Below are 24,002 nucleotides of genomic sequence, written 5' to 3'. Positions count from 1 at the left end.
AAGATTATATATGTACGTTAGGTACTATACGCCAGAATATTAAATTTGTAAATAGGTATGTTAACTAAAAAGAGACGGTTTAAAACATCTTTTTTATTGCATATCTCTAATGTATTTTTTCCCCATAAAGTAAATAACGTTCACAAAAGTATACTTATGCGAACGAGTTGTATTATGCTTTCTTAAAGTTTTTTTGAAGTCAAAAAGAGAGCTACTACAACAAAGTAGTGCTCTCTTTTTTAATGAACTATTTATCAAAAACCTAATTGGAGTATTTTATCAAAAATAATAATAAATCCATTCCGGTGTTTTTTAGAGAGAACGTTCCCATTTAGGTATTTCATCTATTACTCTTTTGGTTAATCTGCGACTATTTGCTTTATCTTCATTAATTTCTCGTTCTACGTAGGCAATTATCTCACGATCATAAATGATACAGCTAGCTTCATCGTTTAAATAAAAACTTCGTGGGTCCCAATTGGCTGTGCTGATATTGGCTACTGTATGATCAATGATCACTACTTTTCCGTGAAAAAAACCTTTTTCATATAAGAAAATTCGAATGCCTTTGCTTAATAGTTTCTCTGTTTTAGGATAACTAGGTGGTTTAGTAAACCAGGCATCGGTATTGTCCGGCAGTAAAATATCAATTGAAACGCCTTTTTCTTTTGCCGAAATAAGCGCATCCATTAAACGTTCACTCGGAATAAAATAAGGGGTAGCAATGGTAAGCTTTGTTCTGGCACAATTAATTAGCTTAATTACCTTTTGCTCAAGTTCTTCCCCAGTTGAAAATAGCAGTTGATAGTTCGCTCTGTTAGAGTCAGAGGTATGAACATGTTGAGGAGAAAGGCGCTGTCCTGTATCTTCTTCCCAATCTTTCAGAAATTGTTGTTCAATTTCAAAAACACCTTCTCCTTTTATCCGTAGATGATAGTCACGCCAATAGCCTAATTTTTTATGGTTTCCTAAATATTCTTCTCCTATATTAAAACCTCCGAGGTAGGCTTCTTTTCCATCCACTACGACAAACTTTCGATGATTCCGATGATTAATACTATAAAAAAAGTGCTGCATGCTGGCTTTTCGACTAAATGTAAATTCAACTCCGTTTTTCTTAAGATCATTTACAAGTGTTCGGGACATATCATTTCCTCCAAAACGATCCACAGAAAGCTTAATCTTCACGCCTTCTGCTGCTCTCTCTTTCAATAGGTTAAAGAATTTCATACTAATAGTTTTTACTAATTAGGGAAGGTTTATAGATTGATTACCAGGTAAAATAAGGTAATTGCGATAGTGTGAATTTTTCTGAAGTTAGCTTAACTAAACACTTATTAATGATACATAAGAGTTTCTTAAGAATTGTTAAGATTTTTCCTCGTTCTATATTAAGGTTTGCAAGATAAAGTAAGAATTGCACACAATAATATAGAAAAGAGAGGGAAATTACATGAATGCTATTCATTTCATCCAAGAATATATTCGACATCCACGAACAGTTGGAGCTGTCATGCCAAGCTCTAAACAATTAGCCAAGGAGATGGTTAAACCGATTCCTTTTGAAAAAGTAACATGTATTGTCGAATATGGGCCGGGCACAGGTGTGTTTACAGACGAGATTATTCAGCATAAACATCCTGATACAATCTTCCTTGCAATAGAAGCAAATGAAACTTTTTATCAGATGTTAAAAGAAAAGTATGCCCACGTAGAGAATGTATATATTATTCATGGCTCTGCTGAAAATATAAAACAATATTTAAACAAATATGGAATAGTAAAAGTGGACTGTATCGTATCAGGGCTTCCTTTCACAAGTTTACCGTCATCAATATCTAGTTTTATACTACAGGAGACAGCCCATGTATTGGGGAAAGAAGGAAAGTTTATTACGTTTCAGTACTCGAAAGTAAAGCGCTCCTTTTTTTCTTCTTTTTTTGATAACATTGATTTTGAACGGGTATATTGGAATGTTCCGCCGGCTTATGTGTTTATTTGTAGTTGTTAAATGGCTGCATTGATTTTGTTTAGCTATAGTAGCAAGATTTATACCATATACTATGATGTAATAACTATTTATCAGACAAACAGTTGTGTTACCTGCTCAATTAGAGAATAGAAAGAGTGAAGCGAAATGTCAGAGAAAACAGTACTTATTGTAGATGATGAAATAGAAATAAGAAACCTTATTTCTATTTATTTAAAAAATGAAGGATATGAGGTCTTAGAAGCTTCTGACGCGTTAATTGCAATGGATATATTAAAAGAGAAAAAAGTTGATCTTATCCTCCTAGATGTTATGATGCCAGGAGTAAATGGAATAGAAGCATGTTTAAAAATTAGACAGAAGTACCACATGCCCATCATTTTTCTATCAGCCAAAACAGAAGATATGGATAAAATTCATGGGCTAGCAAGTGGAGCAGAAGATTATGTAACCAAGCCTTTTAATCCTTTAGAGCTGATGGCACGTATTAAATCTCAACTTCGTCGCTATTATATGATATCTGAAAGAGAAAACTCCACTCATATTCTCCAAAAAGGGGATTTAAAGTTAGATGAAAATCTAAGACAATTATTTGTGGGGAATAGAGAAGTCCGTTTAACTCCTAAAGAGTTTGACATCTTAGCTCTGTTACTACGTAATAAAGGACAAGTATTTAGTATTGAACAAATTTACGAATCCGTCTGGAATGAGCCTTTTTATAAATCTGACAATACGGTGATGGTTCATATTACAAAGATTCGAGATAAAATAGAAGAAAACCCCAAGAGACCAATCTATATTCAAACTGTATGGGGGGTGGGATATAAATCATGAGAAGCCTGCGTATTATTCCAAAAAAACAAAGAGTTTCGTTTCCTCCTATACGTTTAAATATGAGGCTATTTCTCATTTTCCTCATCTGTTTAACAGTTGCTGTTATTGCATTTTTTATTATTATCTTTAAGTATTCAGCATTGAATACGTTCGAAGAGCAACAAAAAAAAGAAGAGAAGAAAGAGAAAATTCTTTTTCAATTAACGGATCAACTCCAAACGAAAAATATTAAATCAGATAACATAAACGTTATTGCTTCGACAATAAAACCTATAAATAATACCCACCCTGCATTGGATTTTTTAGTGGCTAATGCTAAAGGAGATGTTATTTTTCGTACAAATAATATTCATATACATACTAAAAACGTCAGAGATATGCTTAGAGAAAAACTAACGCTTTACTCTAGTAATAATAGGGTGTCGAATACCACCTACTCTTCTTTTATCTCTCCAGTCTCATTTCGAGATGGACTTGGCTATCTCATTATGGACTCATCCACCTCAAAACTAACAATTAATCCAGCTCAATATAATCGGCAAATATATATAGCTTTTGGCTGTAGTGTTCTTATTTTTATTCTTTTGTTTATTTTATGTATGAATCCTATTACACGATATATTAAACAAATTGAGCAGGGGATTCGCAGGATTGTCAAAAAAGATTGGACATACTCTATTCCTGTAAAAGGAAAAAATGAGCTCTCTTCATTAGCGACAAATATTAATTGGATGACAGAACAGCTGAGACAACGATTTGAGAGAGAACGTGAAGTTGAACAAGCAAAGAATGAATTAATGACCAACCTTTCTCATGATTTACGAACACCTTTGACGTCTATTATTGGCTATTTGAGGTTGGTCAAGGATCAACAATATAACAATGAACAAGAGCGCCAACATTATATAGAAACAACTTACAATATTTCATTGAAATTTAAAAATCTAGTTGATGAATTGTTTGAGTATACCAAACTATCTTTATCGGATGTAGAGGCGCAATTTCAACAGGTAGATTTGAATGGAGTACTATATCAGCTAGTAGGAGAGTATACACCTATCTTTGAAAGTCAGGACCTACGTGTACATCTAACAATTCCTGATAAACCTACCCTTGTTTCTATAGATATTGAGAAGATGGTACGTGTTTTTGATAACTTGCTTTCTAATGCTGAAAAATATAGTTATAAGTCATCTGATGTGAAAATCGCATTACAGAAATCTCTAAATCAAGTTATTGTTAGTATTTCTAACGAAACCCATTATATTGAACCAGAGGAGTTAGATAAGTTATTTGAGCGATTTTACCGAATAGATAAAGCACGTTCCAGTACTGTTTCAGGATCAGGCATCGGACTTGCAATTGCTAAACGAATTGTAGATTTACACGAAGGAGAGATATGGGCAGAAAGTGAAGGAAATAGAATAATAATTTATGTTACCTTGCCTTTGCCTCCTGATACAAAGGAGAAAGAGACCATCTATGAGGATTTATGAACTAATTAGATTAGCATTAGAAATTATGTTTACGCCTATTTCTGATGATATCATAATGCTAACTCAAGTCGGTATCTGGGCTTCTAAGAGAATCAATCCTTATATGGTTTGGATGTCGTCTTGGATTACACTCTTTATAGCCCTTCTATCGTTCTTTTTAGTTGGAAGATTCTTTAGACAGGTTCCTCTAATTGAAAAATGGATGGCGAAAAAATGGTTACAAAAAGCCGAACAGCTACTTGATCGTTTTGGAGCTTGGGCGATTATGTTAGCTTTTTTTGTCCCGGGAGTTCGGCACCCCATTCATTATATAGCTGGAATTCTAAAGTTTTCGCTAAAAAAATACCTGCTAGCTAACTTTTTAGCGTCTTCCCTATACTCGGGTGGTTGGACTTTTATGATATATAAGTTTAATCAAAAAGTTGGAATCAAATTAGTATTACTTTCACTACGTCAACACTTGTCTATTGCGCTACTACTATTCTCTATTCACCTTCTATCCTTCACCTTCTACAAGGTGAAACTACAAGGTGAATAGAAAGAAAAATAAGTCATGAGGTTGTTTTTCTACTTCATATTGTTCATAAAAAGACTTGTTTTATAAAAGATGTAAGTGATACGGGACTTATTTAATTAAAGGAGCAAAATGATGTGAAATTGATACAACAACTTTTCTCTTCAATTTATTTGTTTTTATTAATATTAGGAGTTGTATTAGTTATTTGGGAATTGATAAATTTATTATTACATGTTAAAAACAACTTACAATGACAATTAATTGGGCTTAAGTAGCTATGTGGTTGCAAAAGGCTGCATACGACAAAAAAGAACCCTAATTTTGCAAGGGTTCTTTTTTTGATGTTTTCCGAAAAGAGTGATTATGTGAATTGAAATTGTATGTAATATACATAAAGTTTAGTTTTTTTATGATAATCGTAGATAGATTAATGAAAGGATGTTACAAAATGAAATTCAAATATACAGTTTGTTTTATTAAAAAAGGAAATAAAATCCTTATGTTAAATCGAGAAAAAGCACCGATTATGGGATTGTGGAACGGCGTGGGAGGCAAAATCGAAAATGGTGAATCTCCCGAAGAAGCTGCAATTCGTGAAGTGTGGGAGGAAACAGGTATTCAATTAGATAGTTTTGTATCCCAAGGAGTAATAACATGGGAGACCCCAGAGGGTATAGTTGATGGGATACATGTTTTTTTAGGAGAATTGAACAGGGACTTTAAGAATAATACTCCGCAAATGATCCGAGAAGGTATTTTAGATTGGAAGGAAATTGATTGGATACTGAATCCAAATAATCTTGGCATACCGGAAAAAGTGCCTCAATACCTACCTGTTTTATTGAAGCAAAAAGGACACCATTTCTTTACTTATAAAAAAGGTAATATGCTACATGAAAAGAGATTGTAGAAGTTACCAATAATATGTTTTATGTTAACTAATTTTGTATTAGATATATTCCCTAAAAATCAGGAAAAACGACTGTCTTTAGACGGTTGTTTTCTCTGGTATATGTAACTCTTATCTATGATTATAATTCCTTATCATAGGATAATCCATTTGATAGAGGCTCCTCTTCTCCTCATAAGTATCTCCCCAGCCCCTCCAAAGGGTGATATATGGAATATGACTTGCAATTATATTATGTGATTTATTACATAAGCAAAGGATGAATATAGGTCAATGTTCCGCACGCAAGCAAAATACATCGTTTTGGACAATTAACTATTCCTAAGGATGTACGAAAAAATAGATATCAGAAAAGGTGAAAAAAGTTTAGAGATGCTTGTGGAAGGGGAAAGAGATTTATTTATATATTTAAAGACATGGAAAGAAAATGCTTATCAATAAGTAGTATCTTTTTATATTGTTTAAAGTATAAAAATTAAAAAAACTTCCCGTCGGAAGAGGAAGTTTTTTCTGTTCCCGTTTTTTGAACTTGGAGTAGATGTGCCATCACATCTTGTTTAGTTTGTCCTCTGTGTACTGATTTATTCTTTTTTCTTAGCAATAATCGTTTTATCTTTTATGGCATTTTATTATTAAGATTATTTATAATATTTAATCTATTGATTATATAGGTTTACTCGCAATTTCTTTTTTATTTTTTCGGAATAAGCCCTCTTGTTCAATTAAACTTTCTCTTACACTTTGGAGGGAGTTGTTAGCCACATTAATTAAATCTCTACCATAGATTAAACGGATCACCGCCTCTAATTCTAAAAGTTCTGGATATATACCATATGCTTCTTTTAAAGCAGAAATACCTTTATGTATGTTCGTCTGTTCTGGATTGTAACTATGTAAAATATCTAACAACAAGTTTGTGCCTTCTTGTGTGAGGATAATATAGGTATTTCTCTTATCATGCTCTTCTTTCAGTAGTTTCACATACCCCCTTCTTTGTAGTTTTTTAGAAAAGTTAAATGCTGTAGAAATATGCATAGATCCTAGAGCTGCTATTTTAGAAATTGACGGTTTTCCTAAATCGTTAACAAGACCCATGATATAGTATTCATTGACATTAATTCCATAAGGTTTAGTTAATACCTCCACATCTTCCTCTACAGCTCTCCATAAAGCTTTACTCATTTGCATCATTTTCAAACTGAAGAATACGGCCTCTTTCATTGTATAATCTTCTACTTGATTAACCATAATCTTCTCCCTCCCTTTATTGAAGTACACATTTAATTTAATGCTTTAAAGTGAAAAATACAAGCAGATTAAAAAATATATAAAGAATAAGTCCAGCATAGCAATTTTAGTTCTAATACAGGATTTAAGATTCTTTTAAAAGTGACTTTTCCATGTTTTCTTACACTACATTGGCTATTTAACAACCTTATTACTAACCATAAACAACCATATAATAAAAATAAACACCTTAAATAGTTAAGGTATTGGCGATATTACAGTCTTTTAATATATGGTATAAATCTTGCAAGACAGTAGTTATGACATCTTAAATTATCAAGGAGGAATATTATGAAAAAAATAAAAAGTAACAAACGAATTGGCAAACGAGTATTAGCTTGTGCAGTACTTGCTACAAGTCTTATTTTACCTTCTTTACCAGCCTCTACTTCTGCTGCATCTTCACCTTATACACTTTATACAGTAGGAAGTTCGACTGATAAAACAGCTAGTACCACGTTTGGACAAGTGTATATGGGTGGAAGCACGGATGTAGACGAGGCTTTTAAATGGATGATCCAAAAGGCAAACGGTGGGGATTTTCTAGTTATACGTGCTACAGGGACAGATGCGTATAATCAATATATTTTTGACTTAGCAAAATCTATTGGTAAGCCACTTAATTCTGTGAGTACAATTGTTGTGAATGATTTAGCAAGTGCAGGATCAAACTCTTCTCTCATAGATAAAATTAATAAAGCAGAAGGAATCTTTTTTGCTGGAGGAAATCAGGCTGATTATGTAGATTTTCTGAAAGGTTCTTCAGCACTTACGGCTTTAAATAACCGCATTGCACAAGGTATTCCTTTTGGTGGTACAAGTGCAGGCACGATGATTCAGGGCGATCATATTTATGATTCTATCTCAGCAGGTTCCACAACTTTAGATTCTCCAACAGCCCTTAGAAATCCATACAGTTCACTTATTTCATTTACAGACTATCTAGTACAAACACCAAATAATAATAATATCCAAACAGATACCCATTTTGAACAAAGAGACCGAATGGGGAGATTCTTAACATTTTTAGCACGTGACATTCAAGATGGAGAAGAAACGGGAACAAGCGCAAAAGGAATTGCTGTTAATGAACAATCAGCTCTTCTTGTTGAAAAAGATGGGTCAGCAAAAGTCGTCACACAGCCTGGAGCTACAAATGCAGCTGTCTATATGGCTAAAACCAATCAAGCTCCTACTACGTGTGTAAGTGGTACTCCTCTTACATTTAATAATATCTCTGTCTATAAATTGTTTAATGGCAGTACCTTTAACCTTTCAACTTGGACAGGAGCTGGCGGCTTATCTTATACGTTAAATGTAAACAATGGTGTTATTAATTCTTCTACAGGCAATGTTTACGGAGGGAATCAGCCATAATTAAATTGTAAATCATAAGCAATTCCTTTATACATTAAGAAGCAGGTTTACCTAAAGGTAAACCTGCTTCTTAATGTATAAACACTGAAACGTTGGCGCAGAAATTGCATGTAAAAGTTTAATAGCAATGAAGGATTTAGGAGGAGAAGAGGATTATGTTAAATTTAAATGAAGAAAAAAAAGTAGAAATTAGAATTGAAAAAGATTTTTTAGGAATAAAAGAAGTTCCTAGAAGTGCATATTATGGAATCCAAACTTTGCGTGCAGTTGAAAATTTCCCAATTACAGGTTATCCCATTGATAAAGAACTTATTAAAGCACTTGGAATGGTAAAAAAAGCTGCAGCCCTAGCTAATATGGACGTAAAGAGACTTTACGAAGGGCTAGGCGAAGTAATTGTAAAAGCTGCAGAAGAAGTAATAGACGGAAAGATGGATGAACAGTTTATAGTCGACCCCATTCAAGGTGGAGCTGGAACCTCACTTAATATGAATACTAACGAAGTTATCTGTAATCGTGCTCTTGAATTGCTTGGGCATGAAAAGGGGATGTATGTTCATTTAAGCCCTAATAGTCATGTAAATATGTCTCAATCAACAAACGATGTCTTTCCTACTGCTATTCACATTGCAACTCTTAATTTATTAAATCGTTTACTTATTACTATGAACAATATGCATGATGAATTTAATAAAAAAGCAATACAATTTGATTCTATTATTAAAATGGGACGAACTCATTTACAAGATGCTGTCCCAATAAGGCTCGGTCAAGAATTCAAAGCATATGCACGTGTAATTAAACGGGATATTAAAAGAATTGAGCAATCATATGAGAATTTATACGAGGTGAATATGGGAGCTACAGCCGTAGGAACAGGTTTAAATGCAGATCCATATTATATTAAAAGTGTAGTAGAACATTTAGCTCTCATAAGTAAATTACCACTGATTAATGCCGAGCACCTTGTAGATGCGACTCAAAACACGGATGCTTATACACTAGTGTCATCCACACTAAAAATTTGTATGGTAAATATGTCGAAGATATCTAATGACTTACGCTTAATGGCATCAGGCCCTCGTGCAGGGCTAACTGAAATTACTTTACCTGCACGTCAACCTGGTTCTTCTATTATGCCAGGTAAAGTTAATCCCGTAATGCCGGAAATGATTAATCAGGTTGCTTTTCAAGTTATAGGAAATGATCATACAATTTCCTTAGCCTCTGAAGCTGGCCAGCTTGAACTAAATGTGATGGAACCAGTTCTTGTCTTTAACTTACTTCAGTCAATTAGAATAATGGATAATGCTTTTTCAGTATTTACAACATATTGCCTTAAAGACATTCAAGCTAATGAAGAACAATTAAAAGAATATGTTGAGAGGAGTGTCGGAATAATAACAGCCGTTAATCCTCATATTGGTTATGAAGTAGCTGCAAGAATAGCTCGACAAGCAATAGTAGAAGGGAAATCCGTACGTGATTTGTGCCTGCAGTATGATGTTTTGACAGAAAATGAACTTGATCTTATTTTAGATCCTTATGAGATGACTAACCCTGGAATATCAGGTAATTCACTTCTCTATAATGAGTAAATATATACTATTAGTTATGATGAAAAAGGGAAACTTCAAATTTGAAGTTTCCCTTTAATTAGTAAATTAATAGATAGATTTATTTATTATGCAATTTTGCTTTGCTTTTAAGTAATAAAGATAGTTTAACCCTTTTTCTGTTATCTTTGTTCCTGCTCTCCCTCTACGCTTTATAATATATTCCTTAACTTCTAGTAAGTCTAAACGCTTTCTAACCTGTTGATTTGTAAGAATAAAGCTTATATCTCTTAGATTGAAGGTTATCCAATCTCTACTTGCTGCTTTTCCATTTTCATTACACTCTTTTATAGCCTCTAGGATAGCCCTATTTTCTTGTAGTTCTAACAGGTCAAAGGATTCATTTTCAAAATCATTTAAAGTACTTTTTATTTTCTGTTTCCCTAACCTACTTTCTACATCCTCAGTTTTAATTTCATTTTCTTCACTTATTGTAAGTAGGTATTCTACTACTCCTTTTAACTCTCTTATATTTCCTAACCATTCATGTTCTATAAGTAAATCCATAGCTTCTTTCTCTATATTGGCCCATGTTCTAGATTTCGAGATAAAGTGATGAATTAGTAAGGGAATATCAGCTCTTCTCTCTCGCAAAGGAGGGAGTGTTAACCCTAAAACATTTAAACGATAATAGAGATCTTCTCTAAATAGATTCTGTTTTATTTTACCTAACAAGTTGTTATGAGTTGCTGTTATTATTCTTACATCGATAGGAATTACTCTGCTACCTCCTACCCGCCTAATCTCTTTTTCTTGAAGAACCCTAAGCAGTTGAGTTTGTAAGCGTGAACTGATATCACCAATTTCATCAAGAAAGATCGTTCCGTTGTTAGCGTTTTCGAAAAAACCTTTCTTTCCTCCTTTTTGGGCCCGAGTAAAACTTCCTTCGTCGTAACCAAATAATTCGCTCTCTAAAAGAGTATCTGTCATGGCACTGCAATTAACTGCAAGAAAGGGTCCATTTTTTCTGTTTGAATAATTATGTATAGATTGTGCAAATAATTCTTTTCCAGTTCCAGTTTCACCTTGAATTAAAATAGGATAATTGGTAAGAGCCATCTTCTTTGATAACGCAATGGTGTTAGTCAGAGACTTATGTTCTCCTATAATATCTCTATAATTATATTTAGCAGAAGAACCATTTTTTCTTGTTTCTAATTGTGCTTTTCCTTCTATTTCAAAGGCTTGGTTAACACTTTTAAAAGTTGATACAATTGTATTATCTTCTTTTATTAAAGATTTATAAATAACGATTTCATAGCCGTTTATGATGAAATATTTACTTTTTTCTTCAGATAATAAAATAAAATCAGCAACATCTCGTTGAGGAAGAACGTCTTTAATTTCGTGATTCATTACATCTGATGAAGCTAACTGAAATAAAGCTTCTAGCCTTTTGTTGAATAATGTTATTTTCTGAGTAGAATCAACTGCAAGGATACCATCCTCTACTGTATTTACAACGCTTTTTACATGAAAATGAAGCGTTTTCATTTTTTCTTGTGCTTCTATTAATTTTTTTTGTAACTCAATGATGTTTCTTAAGTATCTATCCCAAATAATTGAATGATTAGACTGATTAAACCCAAATGACTTTATAATTTCAAAAACGGTGGCCATGTCAAATAGTCTAACTCCTATATCAATTACATTTTTAATATATGGAGGGCAAAGATGTAATTCTCCTGGAGAAACTGCCACTTCTACGCCCTCATAATATGTTTTTTGCTTCTTAAAGGGAATAAATTGAACATGGTTATGCCTAATTGATAGAGTGATTCAATTAGTTTTAGTGTTTCTTTGTCATCATCATTTACTATTAACACCTTTGTATGAACAGGTATCTTTAGTAACTGACTGATATGCTTAATGAATCGTTCTATTTCCTACAATTTCATTGGGACTATTAATAGCTAAAATTTCCTTGGCTTCTTCCTCAATGCTTTCTGATGAATATAATACAACATCACCTTCAATTTCCTTTGGTAACCCTTCATCAATAGCAAAACAATGAATTGAAATATAGTCCCCTAACAGATCTATTAATTGTTTATTTAAAATCAACTTAGTCTGTTTACTGCCACTGATTAACACTAATTTTCTTTTCATAGCAATCCCAACTTTCTTCTATACCTTTAAGCTACATAAATTTAAATATTAAAAATTGATTCGTTAAATGATTATTAAATAACCTAAAACACCCAAATTTAATTTTATAATTTTCAGGATACTCTATCTACCTTAAATTTCATTTTTTATATTCTGGCATATAAATTGCAAGATATAAGGATAACTCAATAAAAAACTAAACTTTGAGGAGGATAAATTCAATGGTAGAAAAAAAGGTTATTGTGTATCTTAAACAAGGTCTTCAAGCTCGAAATGCGATCCAGTTTATACAGAAAACTTCTTCTTTTAATAGCGAAGTATCCTTAATTAAACAAGGAAAATTAGTCAACGGAAAGAGCATTATGGGAGTGATGTCTCTGGCAATTAGACATGAAGAGGAAGTTACCTTGTTAATCAACGGTAAAGATGAGGAACAAGCAATGAATACTATTGAGAGACTATTAAATCGTCATGTTTACCATGAAAAGAAGTTACAGTGAACATTTGGCACAGCTTAGAACTCTCTAGCAGTTTATGTCCTTAGTTTATTGCTAGGTGGTGTTGGAGTCGGCTCTGTATTTTCAATTCATAATTAATGGCCTCTAGTTGTTTCTTTTAATTTTATTGGCATTGCTGCGGTTGGGATGATGACGTTACCATTTATTATACTTACCACCGTATTGTTGGGAAAGAGTATGGGAACCTACTTGATTTTATTTAACTTTTTTGATAAAAATAGAAGTCAAATTTTTCATATAAAGAATTTGACTTCTATTAACTTTTATTTGATGCTCTCTTTATTTACCTTCTGGAATCGTAAACCAAAACGTACATCCTGCTTTTGTATTTTGTTCAACTCCTATTTCACCTGAATGAAGCTCTATTATAGACTTCGCAATGGCGAGTCCTAGACCAGACCCTCCGGTTTCTTTATTTCTGGACTTTTCACCTCGGTATAGTCGTTCAAAAATATGGGGGATATCTTCTGGAGAAATACCGGGTCCTTCGTCTATTATAGAGATCTTCATATATCCTTTTACGTCTTGCCTTCCTACAATTTTAATGGTCCCTTTGATTGGAGAATAACGGATCGCATTTTCTAATAAATTAATAATGGCCTGTTTCATTTTTTCAGAATCTATAAGGACAGGCATCAATCGTTCTGGTAAATCAACATCAACTTCAAGCTTTTTATTCTCGATTTGAAACCACTGATTTTGAAGCGTCTCTAGAATAAGTTGATCGAGATGATAGGATTGCCTATCAAGCGTAACCCCTTCTATATCTAGTTGGGATAATTGAAAGAGCTCATCGATTAAATGGCTCAGTCTTTGTGTCTCAAGATTTAGGGTTCGTAAATATTGTTGAAAGGTTTCTTGATCCTCTACTACGCCGTCTTCAAGGGCTTCTGTAAACGCTTGAATGGATGCGATTGGAGTTCGTAAATCATGTGATATATTAGCAATCAGCTGTTTCCGAGAAGATTCAGATTTAGTTAGATGTTGAAATGTTTTTTGTAGTTGGTTATTCATTTCATTAAAGTTAACAGCCATTGTATGTAACTCAACGATTTTACTTCCCTTTAACTGATCATTAAAGTTTCCTTCCCGAATCTTTTCTGCGCCGTCTGAGATATCTTGAATGGATTTAATAATAGGCTGAGTTAGATAAAAATGAACAATAGTTGATAGTACGGTAGCGACTAGAGTAATTAAAACTAATAAATTAAAAACTTTAGGAGGAAGAACCATCTCAATGTAACTAAAGATCAAGAAAACACCAATGACGCCAATACTGACGAGATTAGCTAAAAGTAGCTGAGTTCTTATTTTCATTGGTTACTCTCCTCCTCAAATTTATATCCTACTCCCCATACTGTTTTTAGCATTTTGGGATGAGAGGGGTCACTTTCAATTTTCTCACGCAATCTCCTCATATGCACAGTAACTGTAGTCGTATCTCCTTCAAAATCTATATCCCACACTTTTTCTAACAGCTGTGAACGTGAGAATACTTGTCTGGGATGAGTTAGCAACAACCATAACATATCAAATTCTTTCATCGTTAATTCAATAGGTTGTTGGTTAAGATACACGCTCCTAGTCGTTTCGTTTACCTCTAAATGGCCTGTTTTTATTATATTTTGCTTTGTTTCTTGATGAGCTTTTTGTACGTTGTCTCTTCCTAAGAGACGAAAAATAGACTTAACCCTTAATACAAGTTCTCTAGGGCTAAAAGGTTTCGTCACATAATCATCTGCTCCATGTGTAAGGCCCATAATTCTGTCCGTCTCTTCCCCTCTAGCTGTTAGCATAATAATAGGTACATCATCTATTTCTCTTATTTCTTCGCATACCTCCCAACCTGTTTTATGAGGCATCATTAAGTCTAAAATAATTAAATCTGGTTGTTGTGCTTTCCATTGAGTAATAGCATCTACGCCATCAGCTGCTAGAAACGTACTATATCCCTCTCTTTGTAAATACCTTCTACAAACATCCCTTATGCTGCTTTCGTCATCTACAATTAAAATTTTTTTCGCCATTACGTCACCTTCATTCGTTCAATAAATAAGGAAAAAAAGAGAATACCTACGTATCCCCTTTTTTCTCTATTTTTAATCTTCATATTAACTTCCGTGATACGTACTATATCCGCCTGGTGCTGCTACAATTGGCACGTGGTAATGCTGTTTTGGATTCGTTACTTTAAAACGAAGTGGAATCTCGTCTAAAAACTCATCCGACGCTTTTGTACCTTGCTTCTCAAAGTAGTCTCCTACAAAGAAATGAATTTCATATGTTCCTTTTGTCATTTCTTTTGGAGAGAGCAATAGATCAACTCGACCTTCGTTATTCGTTTTTGCCGTGTGTAGATAGTTCATTTTTCCATCTTCGTTCACACGGTATACTTTTACTTTTATATTAGGTGCCGGTTTACCCTTTGCCTCATCAAGAACATGTGTAGAAAGGCCGCCCTTTGGTTTTGCTGGAGCTTGTGTTTTCTCCATTTCTTTTGAATCACTTTGATTGCTTGCCGCATGTGCTACAGTATTTCCATCACCAAGTTTTTGTAAAACCTGACCCCCATGTCCTAAACCTAAAAAACCTGCACATGAAAGTACAGCTACTCCTGCAATACTTGCTACATATTTTTTCATTAGAATCTCCTCCTTATTTGGTTTCTACCAATAAGATACCTAGGATAACTTACAAAACTCTAACGAAAATCTTACATTTTTCTTAACTAATTATTTTTATAAAAAATTTTTATTATAAAGATGGATTATAAGAAGGCTCGGTATCTTCCACTTCCTTTTAGATACACTAAATTTTTAGCTTACCACTCAACACTTTGTAAGTAGAGGGATTATGTAGAACTTTGCTAATAAATAGTAACTACTTTCTAAGTATATCAGATCAAGATGGAGGAATTGTTTACGGGAGGAAAGGAGGGGATATTCATACTGGTATTCTTATTCTCGAAATGATTATTATCCAAATAGAACTAAGAACCATTTACACATAGAGTTTATTTAATTAGCCTTTAGTTAACAGATTCGATGGGGAGCTCAATTCCGTAGTTATGATCTTCTCTATAACAAGATTTTTCCTAGCATTTGCTATGTTATTTGCAGGGAGACTACAGAAAAATGGGTAGGAAGAAAATTTGTTTAAAAAAGCCTCTTTTATTTAGCTAGAGGCTTTTTTTGATTTTGCACGAGAAAATTTCTAACGTCTTCAATTGATCAAACCTTAGAACTAAACTTCTATACAGTGTCGAAAATCCCTGTAGTAAAAAGCAAAAGTATCGCATATTTTTAATCAGTTCCCTTTTTAACCCACTCAGCAACTGTTACATAGTTCAAGCTCAACTTATTTATCTCCAAAAAGTCACGTCTATTGAGGGATTATTAATACGATAAGATTCTATCAAATGATAATGAAATTTTTAGAGAGAAGAACCCATAAGGAATCCCTTAGTAAATGTTATGGTTTCTCTTACGATCTTAGCATTACAAATTTGAAAGTGTGTTGTACCGAGTATAGTCTTATCCCCTTCACTTAATAATGTTGTACTCCAATTAGCTGTTACATCCCAATCATTTGATCTCCCTCTCTTATTGCAAGTTACGCTGTCTATTAGTATCGAGTTATCTCCCATATGGAACAACGTTTTGATAATTTCAGCTTTTATCTGATCATTTGTTGTAAACTCTTTATTATTATATAGAACACCTTCCCCAGCGTAATACGAAGGAATTTGATCTAGCTTATGTTGATTCCAGATATGATTGTAAAAATTAAAAATGAATGAGGTGATTTCAAATGATACTAATTCTGCAGGTTGCTTATACGTTTCTAGCGCTAATTTAGTCTGCATCTCTATTCTCCTGTACATTAAAGTTAAAGTATTTTCCATACAAAAAACCTCTCTATTTATAAAATAGAGAGGTTACATATTCTGCAATATGTTTCTTATCTTGCAAAGCAACTAACTTTGCAGGAATTAGCACCTTTTCAAACAAATGTTTGAAGGTTGCTGGGTTTCATAGGGCCAGTCCCTCCACCTCTCTCGATAAGTAGTATAAAATTAAAGATAATTTTACCATATTTAACAGAAAAGTAAAGGAATAAAGGATGGATTAACTGAAATGATTTTGTTATGTCAGTTACATTTAAACCTGAGAAGTAGCTTAAACTAAAAGGAGTGGTTAAGGATCGTCTCATTTATAGAACAATGAAAAGCATTCATAACGGAGGAATAAAATGAATACACTTGTTACCGGATTTAATGGAAAAGTAGGCTTTGAAGTAGCCCGAAAATTAAAAGGAAAAGGAATGCGTATAAGTTGCGCAGTAAGGAATGTAGAAAAGGCTAAACAAAAATATGGAAATGAGTATGAGTTTATAGCTCTTGATTTTTCAGATCCCACTACATTTGAATCTGCCTTAAAAAATATTAATAAGATCTTTCTCATGTACCCTCCTGGTGATCAAATTGAGTTTGAATTATTTTTACATCAAGCAAAAGAGAATGGCGTCGATCATATTGTTTATTTATCTGTAAAAGATGTGCAGTTTTTACCCTTTATCCATCATTTTAAAAATGAAAAGATGCTTAAAAAGCTGAACGTTCCTTATACTTTTATCCGTGCAGGATATTTTATGCAAAATTTAAATGACTTTCTTGGAAAAGAGATAAAAGAAAGGAACCGAATTTTTATACCCGCAGGAAAAGGAAAGACAAGTTTTGTAGATACAAGAGATATTGCAGAAGTTGTTTACATTACCATACGAGATAGTCAAAAGCATCATAATCAAAAGTACGTAATCACCGGAGATCAAGCGGTTGACTTTTATGAAGTAGCTACTATCATGACAGAGGTATTAGAAACTAACATTCATTACGAAAACCCTTCTGTGAAAGAGTTCAAAGAGTTTATGCTTCAGATAGGAGAGAATGAAGCGTTCATTAATGTAGTAATTGGTATTCACTTTCCAACTAAGCTCGGCTTAGCCAAAGGAATTACTCAAGATTTTGAAAAACTTACACATAAGCAGCCTATAAGTATAAAAACGTATATTAGAGACTATAAAGCAAATTGGATATAACAATTAAGTGAAAATCTATATAGTAAGAGACTATTATGTAACTGGTGAATAAATAAACTATAAAAAACTACCTCTTTTCTAAGAAGAGGTGGTTTTTTTAATGAGAAAAGATCAATTTGAGTGATTTAGTTGAAGCTGCTATCATTTAAAGTAAGAAAACAGATGAAAATTTACCTCGGTTAAGGGATGAAGCTATTTTTTACCTTCAATTGCTTAGATTAGAATAGTTCGTCGAAAAAACAAATTCCATTTATTTGATGAATTTGTATAGCCTGAACTATTCACCTCCTAGTTTTCCTATAATAAATGTAATTAAAAGAAAAATAGTTGCTAGTATAACAACAATATTGAGAAGTAGCATTTCACTTGTTAATCCTAATGTGTTAACAAATATACCTACAAAGGCCCAAAGGATTGTCAAAAAATAAAGCACAGGATAATGAAAACCTTTAAACATTTTATATGACGTAATAGTCGCTAATATAAGGATAAAAAAATTGCCATAATACACCTGTTAAATTATAAACATGAAGTCCATAAAAACTTAAGGCAGCAGCTATATTTGCAAATACAGCTACAGTAGTCCATCCAAAATAGAGAGAAAATGCACCGTATACAATTCTTTTTTTAAATTCTTTTTTGGGGATTATCTATAATTTTGCAATAAATAATAAAAAGAAAGGTACCCATAAAAATAAAAATTAAAACTGTAAGAGCTAATAGTTGCTCTTTCGCACATATTAGTCATAGATCAAATCCAATAAAAGTAAGAATACTAAAGATTGATATTTCATCATATAGACTTTCTTTATAGCTAGAAGGAAGTATCTGTAAAAATCCATACAACACTGATCCAACTATAATAATCCCCCATATAACGAAAGTATAACCTGCTGGAGTAATGAATGGTTCCGTTTTCCCATTATCATTAAAGCTATTACTTGACACTAAGAGTGTAAACAACGGTTGAGTTAATGAAAATAGCAATACTAGTATACGAATAATGATCTTTTTATAATTCATGAGCAATCCTTTCAGTTATAGTCTTATTTATTCTTTTCCTTTGTATAGTTATAATTATTGTTTAATTTATTAAGGTATAGTATAAGACTGTGAAATTAAGGCTACATAATTGCCGTTATAAAAAGGGAACTTATACATATTCAATTTTTTCCCTCAATATGAGTCGTTTAAGCTTTTTTATTCATAATAAGGATTGTTACAGTAGCATTATGAGTATTGAATAGTCTTGTTGCAGAATACAAAAACTTAAACCGTTATTGACAGAAAAAATAATTTTCCCTGTTATAAAATTAAAGACCTGTCCCTGGCATCAGAAAACAAATTCTGTATTCTATATTCATCTAATCTTTCCCTGATAAGGTAGTATATGTTCTCTTTTATTTATAAGCTTAAATAGGAAAGCTTATAGCAGTAGCTACATAGTATTTAAAGAATAGCAAATTTGTTCATTATACTGCTGAAAAATTGTAATTGAGGGTTGATTAACAGTTGTTTGTTTTTATTTTCACACTACTAGCAACACTTCTCCTGCTAACTTTATTATGTGTATTCATTTCTAAAAGATTATCCAAAAAGCTAACACGTAAGAGGAAACAATGGTGGCTTATCGCTCATGTTCTCTCTGTCATTATTTATTTCAGTGGTATTTTTGGGCAGCTTTTAGTCACGGTTGCAATGACCTTCTTTTCTGAAAAAGCACAGATTTACGTAGGAATTTTACTTGTTAGCTCTTTTGATCATTATTTAACAATACCCGGTGCATTAGCCTCTTTATTCACAGGAATATGGTTAGCTTTACGTACTCATTGGGGAGGGCTGACAAAATATTATTGGGTTTTAGTAAAATGGATAGGTAATATGTGTGCAATCCTATTGGGGTCATCAATTACTGGCAATGTAATATATAATTTATTTCCAAAAATTCTTTCCAGTGACTTGCAACCTTTACAAAATCCACTCTATTTTCAGAACCGGCAAATGCTATTCATCGGTATTGGAATAAGTTTTATTCTTTTAGGATCTTTAGTCATTATCTCTTATATAAAGCCTTGGGGGAAAAGAAAAGGAGCTGGATAAACTGGCAAACAATCAAACCAGCAATTCAAATGAATTATTAGTATATGGTGCTCAACAAGCAATTGATCAAATGAAATATGAAATTGCGAGTGAGTTTGGTGTAAACCTTGGTCCTGATACAACGGCTGGTGCAAACGGATCAGTAGGCGGCGAAATTACAAAACGCCTTGTACAATTGGCAGAACAACAACTCGGAGGAAGAAGTAGCCGATAAAGGGCTGCTTTAAACTTCATAGATATGGAGAGGAGAAATGGGAAACCATTTCTCCTTTTCTTATGTTAACGTATTTTTCTGGACTTTTTATAGGTATAGTCTGGAGATTCCTAAACAAACTAATGCTATAAATGTGTAAAAGGATGCTTATGATGAACAGATTAATTAAACCTCTTCATGGCTATTTTTTAATGATTATTTCTACAGGATTTATGGTTCATGTCCTGATTTTACCGAACATCTTAACCGCAGCTAAAAGAGACTCATGGGTAAGCGTGTTGCTTAGTATTTTTCCTATTTTAATGATTAGCTTTCTTATCTATTCTATATCTCGTTCTCTAAAGCAACAGCCTTTATTTCTATTTTTAAAAGACCATTATAGCATCCCTGTAGGGAAGGCTCTAGCGTATCTATTGGCTATCCTTTTATTATCCGAAGCCTTTGTCACAATGAAGCACACTTTGTTCTGGGCTAAAGCTAATTACGCAAAAGACGTACCTAGTATGATAATTGTAGTAGGCGGAAGTGTTCTCTGCTATTATGCCTCTTCAAAGGGACTAAAAACAATTGCTATTTTAGCACCTCTCTTCTTTATAGCTGTTACGTTATTGGGCTTTTTTATAGGTATAAGCAATATTCCTAAAAAAGACTATCAATTATTATTTCCGATAATTGAGGAAGGCTTGGAACCAACATTAAAAGGAATGATCTATGTATGTGCAGGTATCTTTGAAATCGTATTACTTTTAGTTTTCCAAGGTTATTCTAAACAGCCCTTTTCGTTTAAAGGGATTGTTCTTCTAAGTTTCATATTAATTGGGCTGACACTAGGACCTTTAATGGGAGCTATTGCAGAGTTTGGTGCTGAAGAAGCTGCGAGAATTCATAACCCAGCCTACGAGGAATGGAAATTACTATCTATTGGGCGTTATATTACCCGGGTAGACTTTCTTTCAGTCTTTCAATGGCTAACAGGAGCACTGATTAGAGTTAGCTTATTCGTTTTTTTGACGAATGAACTATTTCAGTTTAAGAAAAAGAAGTTTTCTCTTCTTATTCTATATAGTCTATTAATGATAGGGTCTCTACTTCCATGGAATCAAGCTGATTTCACACATTGGCTCTATACCTTTTATTTTCCTATTATAGCTGGTGCCTTAAGTATCTATGTTATTATGCTTCTCATCTTAATTAAAGTGAAAAGGAGATGAATAAGGTATGAATTCTTCTTCCCCGCAAAGCCAACGTATTTTATCAAAGAATGGCTTGTACTATCTGTTTGACTCTCAATCAGATGTTCATATCAGTTCAAAACTCTTTGATCATGAAGAGCATAAACAGGAGATCCTATTGCTTTATGCCAAAGGCATGATAGAGACCAGACTCATTTATGAGTTTGTTCTACCTCGTGTTTTTGATCTGTTTCATCAGGGAGAACGCTTATACTTGGAAAACCTTAGTCAATTTCTTGAAGTGGTAGAGATTAAATACTCTTCGCGTTTGCAAGAAGAACTGTCACTATTAATATTCTCGGGCCAACTCTTAGTATTTGACTGTCAATCAGAGAGCATGTACTCGGTAAATATTGCAAACCCTCCTCAAAGAAGCGTTGATGAGTCAAATATGGAGGTATCTATTCGTGGGCCCCGAGACGGATTTGTAGAAAGTGCAGAAATTAATACCGTACTTATTCGACAGCGTTTAAAAACACTTTCTTTAGTTACAGAAACATATACCTTAGGTACAAGAAGTAATACGAATGTTACTCTTCTCTACATGGATGACATTATTAGCCCTGATATATTAGATACAATAAAATGTCGATTAAGCGAAATCAAAATGGACATTATAAGTAGCAGTTACCAGGTGGAAGAACTATTATATGATCGAACGTTTTCTCTCTTGCCACTGTTAGATTATTCAGGTAGACCTGACTATGTAGTTCAGTCCCTTAACCAAGGTCGGTTTGCTATTTTAGTGGATGGAAGCCCAAGTTGCTTAATTGGACCGGTTAATTTAGAGTTTCTTATTAAAAGTCCGGAAGATAATCAACTTAGCTTTTTTTATGCCAGTATTTCAAGATTCCTAAGATTAAGTGCACTTGTAACGACTATCTTATTACCAGGATTGTGGACAGCGTTAACATCTTATCAACCTGATCAAATTCCATTCCCTTTACTTGCAACGGTTGCAGTATCTAGACAGGGCTTACCCCTATCGGGTCCTTTAGAGTTATTTGTTATGCTTGTTTTTTTTGAGTTGTTTAAAGAAGCCGGTATACGATTGCCTAAGTCTGTAGGGCAGACGGTAGCTGTACTAGGGGGACTTATTGTAGGAGATGCAGCCATTAGAGCAGGGCTTACCTCCCCTTCCACACTTGTCATAGGAGCAGTTACAGTTATTTCAAGTTATACATTAGTCAATCAAAATGTGGCGGGAAACATTTTAATCCTACGTTTTTTCATCTTTGGATTGGCTTCGTTCTTAGGGCTATACGGATTCTTTATAGGGGTCTTTTTTGTACTCTTCTACCTCGCTAGTTTAGAAAGTTTTGGGCAACCGTATATGGTTGGTTTTCAGATGCTTGAAAAAGGAGACTTGCTGAAAACCTTTTTAAAAGCGCCCTTTAAATACCTAAAGGAACGAAATCATGCCTATTCCCCAGTCGATTCTGATCGTCAAAAGGAGTAATTTAATGAAAAAATTTTTGTTAATTACAAGTTGTGTTTTTCTACTTTGTTTATCTGGGTGCTGGGGAATGAAAGAAGTACAACATCAAATTTATATCACAGCGTTAGGGTTAGACTTTAAAAAGGGACAATATTATGTTTATTTTCAAGCACTTAGCTTTTCAAATGTAGCTAGACAAGAAGGAGGTTCTTCTTCTTCTGAAGAACCTCCGGTTTTAGTAGGCACGGGAAAAGGAGATACCCTAGAAGAAGCGTTTGATTACATTCAAAGGAGTTCTCCTTCTCCGTTATACTTTGGTCATATCAGTACACTCTATTTTACTCCTTCAATGTTAAAGCACCATCTAAATGAATTTCTTGATTACGCAGGGCGTACGGAAGTAATCCGTTACAATACGGGTGTTTTCAGTATAAAAAAAGACATAAAAGAAGCCATGTCTTTAAATGGTTTTTTCGGAAAATCTCCTGCTTTTTCATTTACGTTTAATCCTGGAGAAGTTTTGGAAAATGATTCTTTTATTCCAACCATTACGTACCAAAACCTTATTCAACGATACAGACAACCAGTAGGCTCCATGTTAATTCCATCTATAAAAGTAGAAGAAAGCCAATGGCAAGAAGGTGAAAAACCTAAATCAATTGTCAAGATTTCAGGAGGATACCTTCTCGCTCACAAGAAAATAACAGGCTGGTTAAACATAAACGAACTAGAAGGAATAAATTGGCTTGATAAGGATACAACAAGACTTTATTTAGTCTATAATGAGAAAAAAATAGGCGTGAAAGTTAAAAGACCACGGGTTAAAATTAAAGTCATGGGAGCCGAATTGACCCCTCATTATAGGATATCGGTAAAAGTTCCTGTAACGATTCAAGAAAACTTAAAAGAAATATCCCAAACAGAGATAAAACATATCGTCGCAGCCCAAGTCCAGAAACAGATTAAGCGAACGTTTCAAAAAGGTCTTGATCTGCATACTGATGTACTTAATCTATCTGAAAAAGCTTATCGCTTTGACCGATATCATTGGACTATCCAAGAGCTTAATGAATTAACTTCAGACTCCATTGACTCTATTAAGGTAAAGGTCACCTTAGTAAATACCAGCGCTTATAAATAGAGAGGGGAATTATTTATAGAGATAAAAAAGAGTGCCAATTAATCATTTACCCTGACAGACCTTTTGTAATAGTTGATATTTTATTAGTTCCTTTAGCCATCCGGGCAAATTAAGATTCTTGATTCA

20 protein-coding genes, 1 pseudogene and 1 riboswitch are annotated in these 24,002 nt (G+C 33.5%); of the genes and pseudogenes, 14 read left to right on the top strand and 7 right to left on the bottom strand.

The features are described from left to right. Positions 1–312 precede the first annotated feature (312 nt). Positions 313–1,230 carry a phospholipase D-like domain-containing protein gene (locus tag MKY06_RS27150; RefSeq protein ID WP_228541123.1) on the bottom strand — a complete coding sequence of 306 codons (918 nt, stop codon included), beginning with the start codon at positions 1,228–1,230 and terminating at the stop codon, positions 313–315. Positions 1,231–1,453: 223 nt separating this feature from the next. Between MKY06_RS27150 and MKY06_RS27145 the strand changes: the two genes are divergently transcribed. The 5 genes from MKY06_RS27145 to MKY06_RS27125 all read left to right on the top strand — a co-directional run bounded on the left by MKY06_RS27145 (position 1,454) and on the right by MKY06_RS27125 (position 5,747). Continuing rightward, positions 1,454–2,011 carry a class I SAM-dependent methyltransferase gene (locus MKY06_RS27145; protein WP_029325174.1) on the top strand — a complete coding sequence of 186 codons (558 nt, stop codon included), beginning with the start codon at positions 1,454–1,456 and terminating at the stop codon, positions 2,009–2,011. Positions 2,012–2,137: 126 nt separating this feature from the next. Continuing rightward, the gene (locus MKY06_RS27140; RefSeq protein WP_029325173.1) at positions 2,138–2,824 is read left to right on the top strand and encodes a response regulator transcription factor; all 687 of its coding nucleotides are present in this window, start codon (positions 2,138–2,140) and stop codon (positions 2,822–2,824) included. Beyond that, positions 2,821–4,320 (top strand): sensor histidine kinase, encoded by a 1,500-nt coding sequence (locus MKY06_RS27135; RefSeq protein WP_029325172.1) that lies wholly within the window; start codon positions 2,821–2,823, stop codon positions 4,318–4,320. Before MKY06_RS27140 ends, MKY06_RS27135 begins: the two co-directional genes overlap by 4 nt. Then, complete coding sequence (locus MKY06_RS27130; protein ID WP_194758140.1) at positions 4,307–4,858, top strand: DedA family protein; 552 nt, start codon at positions 4,307–4,309, stop codon at positions 4,856–4,858. The genes MKY06_RS27135 and MKY06_RS27130 overlap by 14 nt, the downstream gene beginning before the upstream one ends. A 427-nt stretch (positions 4,859–5,285) precedes the next feature. Beyond that, positions 5,286–5,747: an NUDIX hydrolase gene (locus tag MKY06_RS27125; protein ID WP_035439467.1), complete on the top strand. Its 462-nt coding sequence runs from the start codon at positions 5,286–5,288 to the stop codon at positions 5,745–5,747. A gap of 663 nt (positions 5,748–6,410) precedes the next feature. Here the strand turns inward: MKY06_RS27125 and MKY06_RS27120 are convergent. After that, a complete protein-coding gene (locus MKY06_RS27120) occupies positions 6,411–6,995 on the bottom strand; it encodes an HTH-type transcriptional regulator Hpr (RefSeq protein WP_098287620.1) in 585 nt (194 codons plus the stop codon). Between the two features lie 330 nt (positions 6,996–7,325). Between MKY06_RS27120 and MKY06_RS27115 the strand changes: the two genes are divergently transcribed. Next, positions 7,326–8,411 carry a cyanophycinase gene (locus tag MKY06_RS27115; RefSeq protein ID WP_029325168.1) on the top strand — a complete coding sequence of 362 codons (1,086 nt, stop codon included), beginning with the start codon at positions 7,326–7,328 and terminating at the stop codon, positions 8,409–8,411. A gap of 155 nt (positions 8,412–8,566) precedes the next feature. Continuing rightward, complete coding sequence (gene aspA / locus MKY06_RS27110) at positions 8,567–10,009, top strand: aspartate ammonia-lyase (RefSeq protein ID WP_194758139.1); 1,443 nt, start codon at positions 8,567–8,569, stop codon at positions 10,007–10,009. A gap of 66 nt (positions 10,010–10,075) precedes the next feature. Here the strand turns inward: aspA and MKY06_RS27105 are convergent. Next, a pseudogene (locus tag MKY06_RS27105) lies at positions 10,076–12,136 on the bottom strand (sigma-54 interaction domain-containing protein). 221 nt (positions 12,137–12,357) lie between these two features. On the opposite strand from MKY06_RS27105, the gene MKY06_RS27100 reads away from it, so the two are divergent. Then, a complete protein-coding gene (locus tag MKY06_RS27100; protein ID WP_029325165.1) occupies positions 12,358–12,636 on the top strand; it encodes an HPr family phosphocarrier protein in 279 nt (92 codons plus the stop codon). Between the two features lie 297 nt (positions 12,637–12,933). Here MKY06_RS27100 and MKY06_RS27095 read toward each other — a convergent pair whose 3' ends face one another. The 4 genes from MKY06_RS27095 to MKY06_RS27080 all read right to left on the bottom strand — a co-directional run bounded on the left by MKY06_RS27095 (position 12,934) and on the right by MKY06_RS27080 (position 16,519). Beyond that, positions 12,934–13,971, bottom strand: coding sequence for a sensor histidine kinase (locus MKY06_RS27095; RefSeq protein ID WP_029325164.1), 1,038 nt, complete (start codon positions 13,969–13,971; stop codon positions 12,934–12,936). Then, entirely contained in the window at positions 13,968–14,681 is a 714-nt protein-coding gene (locus MKY06_RS27090) for a response regulator transcription factor (RefSeq protein WP_029325163.1), read from the bottom strand. The genes MKY06_RS27095 and MKY06_RS27090 overlap by 4 nt, the downstream gene beginning before the upstream one ends. 84 nt (positions 14,682–14,765) lie before the next feature. After that, positions 14,766–15,296, bottom strand: coding sequence for a hydroxyisourate hydrolase (gene uraH, locus MKY06_RS27085; RefSeq protein WP_029325162.1), 531 nt, complete (start codon positions 15,294–15,296; stop codon positions 14,766–14,768). Positions 15,297–16,087: 791 nt separating this feature from the next. Further along, a complete protein-coding gene (locus MKY06_RS27080; RefSeq protein ID WP_029325161.1) occupies positions 16,088–16,519 on the bottom strand; it encodes a hypothetical protein in 432 nt (143 codons plus the stop codon). Between the two features lie 92 nt (positions 16,520–16,611). After that, positions 16,612–16,721, bottom strand: a riboswitch (SAM riboswitch). 184 nt (positions 16,722–16,905) lie between these two features. Here MKY06_RS27080 and MKY06_RS27075 point away from each other — a divergent pair. The 6 genes from MKY06_RS27075 to MKY06_RS27050 all read left to right on the top strand — a co-directional run bounded on the left by MKY06_RS27075 (position 16,906) and on the right by MKY06_RS27050 (position 23,876). Then, positions 16,906–17,751: an SDR family oxidoreductase gene (locus MKY06_RS27075; protein ID WP_098287618.1), complete on the top strand. Its 846-nt coding sequence runs from the start codon at positions 16,906–16,908 to the stop codon at positions 17,749–17,751. A gap of 1,512 nt (positions 17,752–19,263) precedes the next feature. Then, positions 19,264–19,851 (top strand): DUF2269 domain-containing protein, encoded by a 588-nt coding sequence (locus MKY06_RS27070; RefSeq protein ID WP_098287616.1) that lies wholly within the window; start codon positions 19,264–19,266, stop codon positions 19,849–19,851. Position 19,852: 1 nt separating this feature from the next. Next, positions 19,853–20,065: an alpha/beta-type small acid-soluble spore protein gene (locus tag MKY06_RS27065; RefSeq protein ID WP_098287615.1), complete on the top strand. Its 213-nt coding sequence runs from the start codon at positions 19,853–19,855 to the stop codon at positions 20,063–20,065. A 152-nt stretch (positions 20,066–20,217) separates the two neighbouring features. After that, positions 20,218–21,276: an endospore germination permease gene (locus tag MKY06_RS27060; RefSeq protein WP_170960156.1), complete on the top strand. Its 1,059-nt coding sequence runs from the start codon at positions 20,218–20,220 to the stop codon at positions 21,274–21,276. Between the two features lie 7 nt (positions 21,277–21,283). Next, positions 21,284–22,756 (top strand): spore germination protein, encoded by a 1,473-nt coding sequence (locus MKY06_RS27055; RefSeq protein ID WP_194758137.1) that lies wholly within the window; start codon positions 21,284–21,286, stop codon positions 22,754–22,756. Between the two features lie 4 nt (positions 22,757–22,760). Further along, positions 22,761–23,876 carry a Ger(x)C family spore germination protein gene (locus tag MKY06_RS27050; protein ID WP_170960155.1) on the top strand — a complete coding sequence of 372 codons (1,116 nt, stop codon included), beginning with the start codon at positions 22,761–22,763 and terminating at the stop codon, positions 23,874–23,876. Positions 23,877–24,002 lie beyond the last annotated feature (126 nt).

The sequence above is a fragment of the Priestia sp. FSL P4-0332 genome, assembly GCF_038005845.1.
Classification (GTDB): Bacteria; Bacillota; Bacilli; order Bacillales; family Bacillaceae_H; genus Priestia.
The sequence above is the reverse complement of the archived record's forward strand: the minus strand, read 5'-3'. Positions and strand labels throughout refer to the sequence as shown.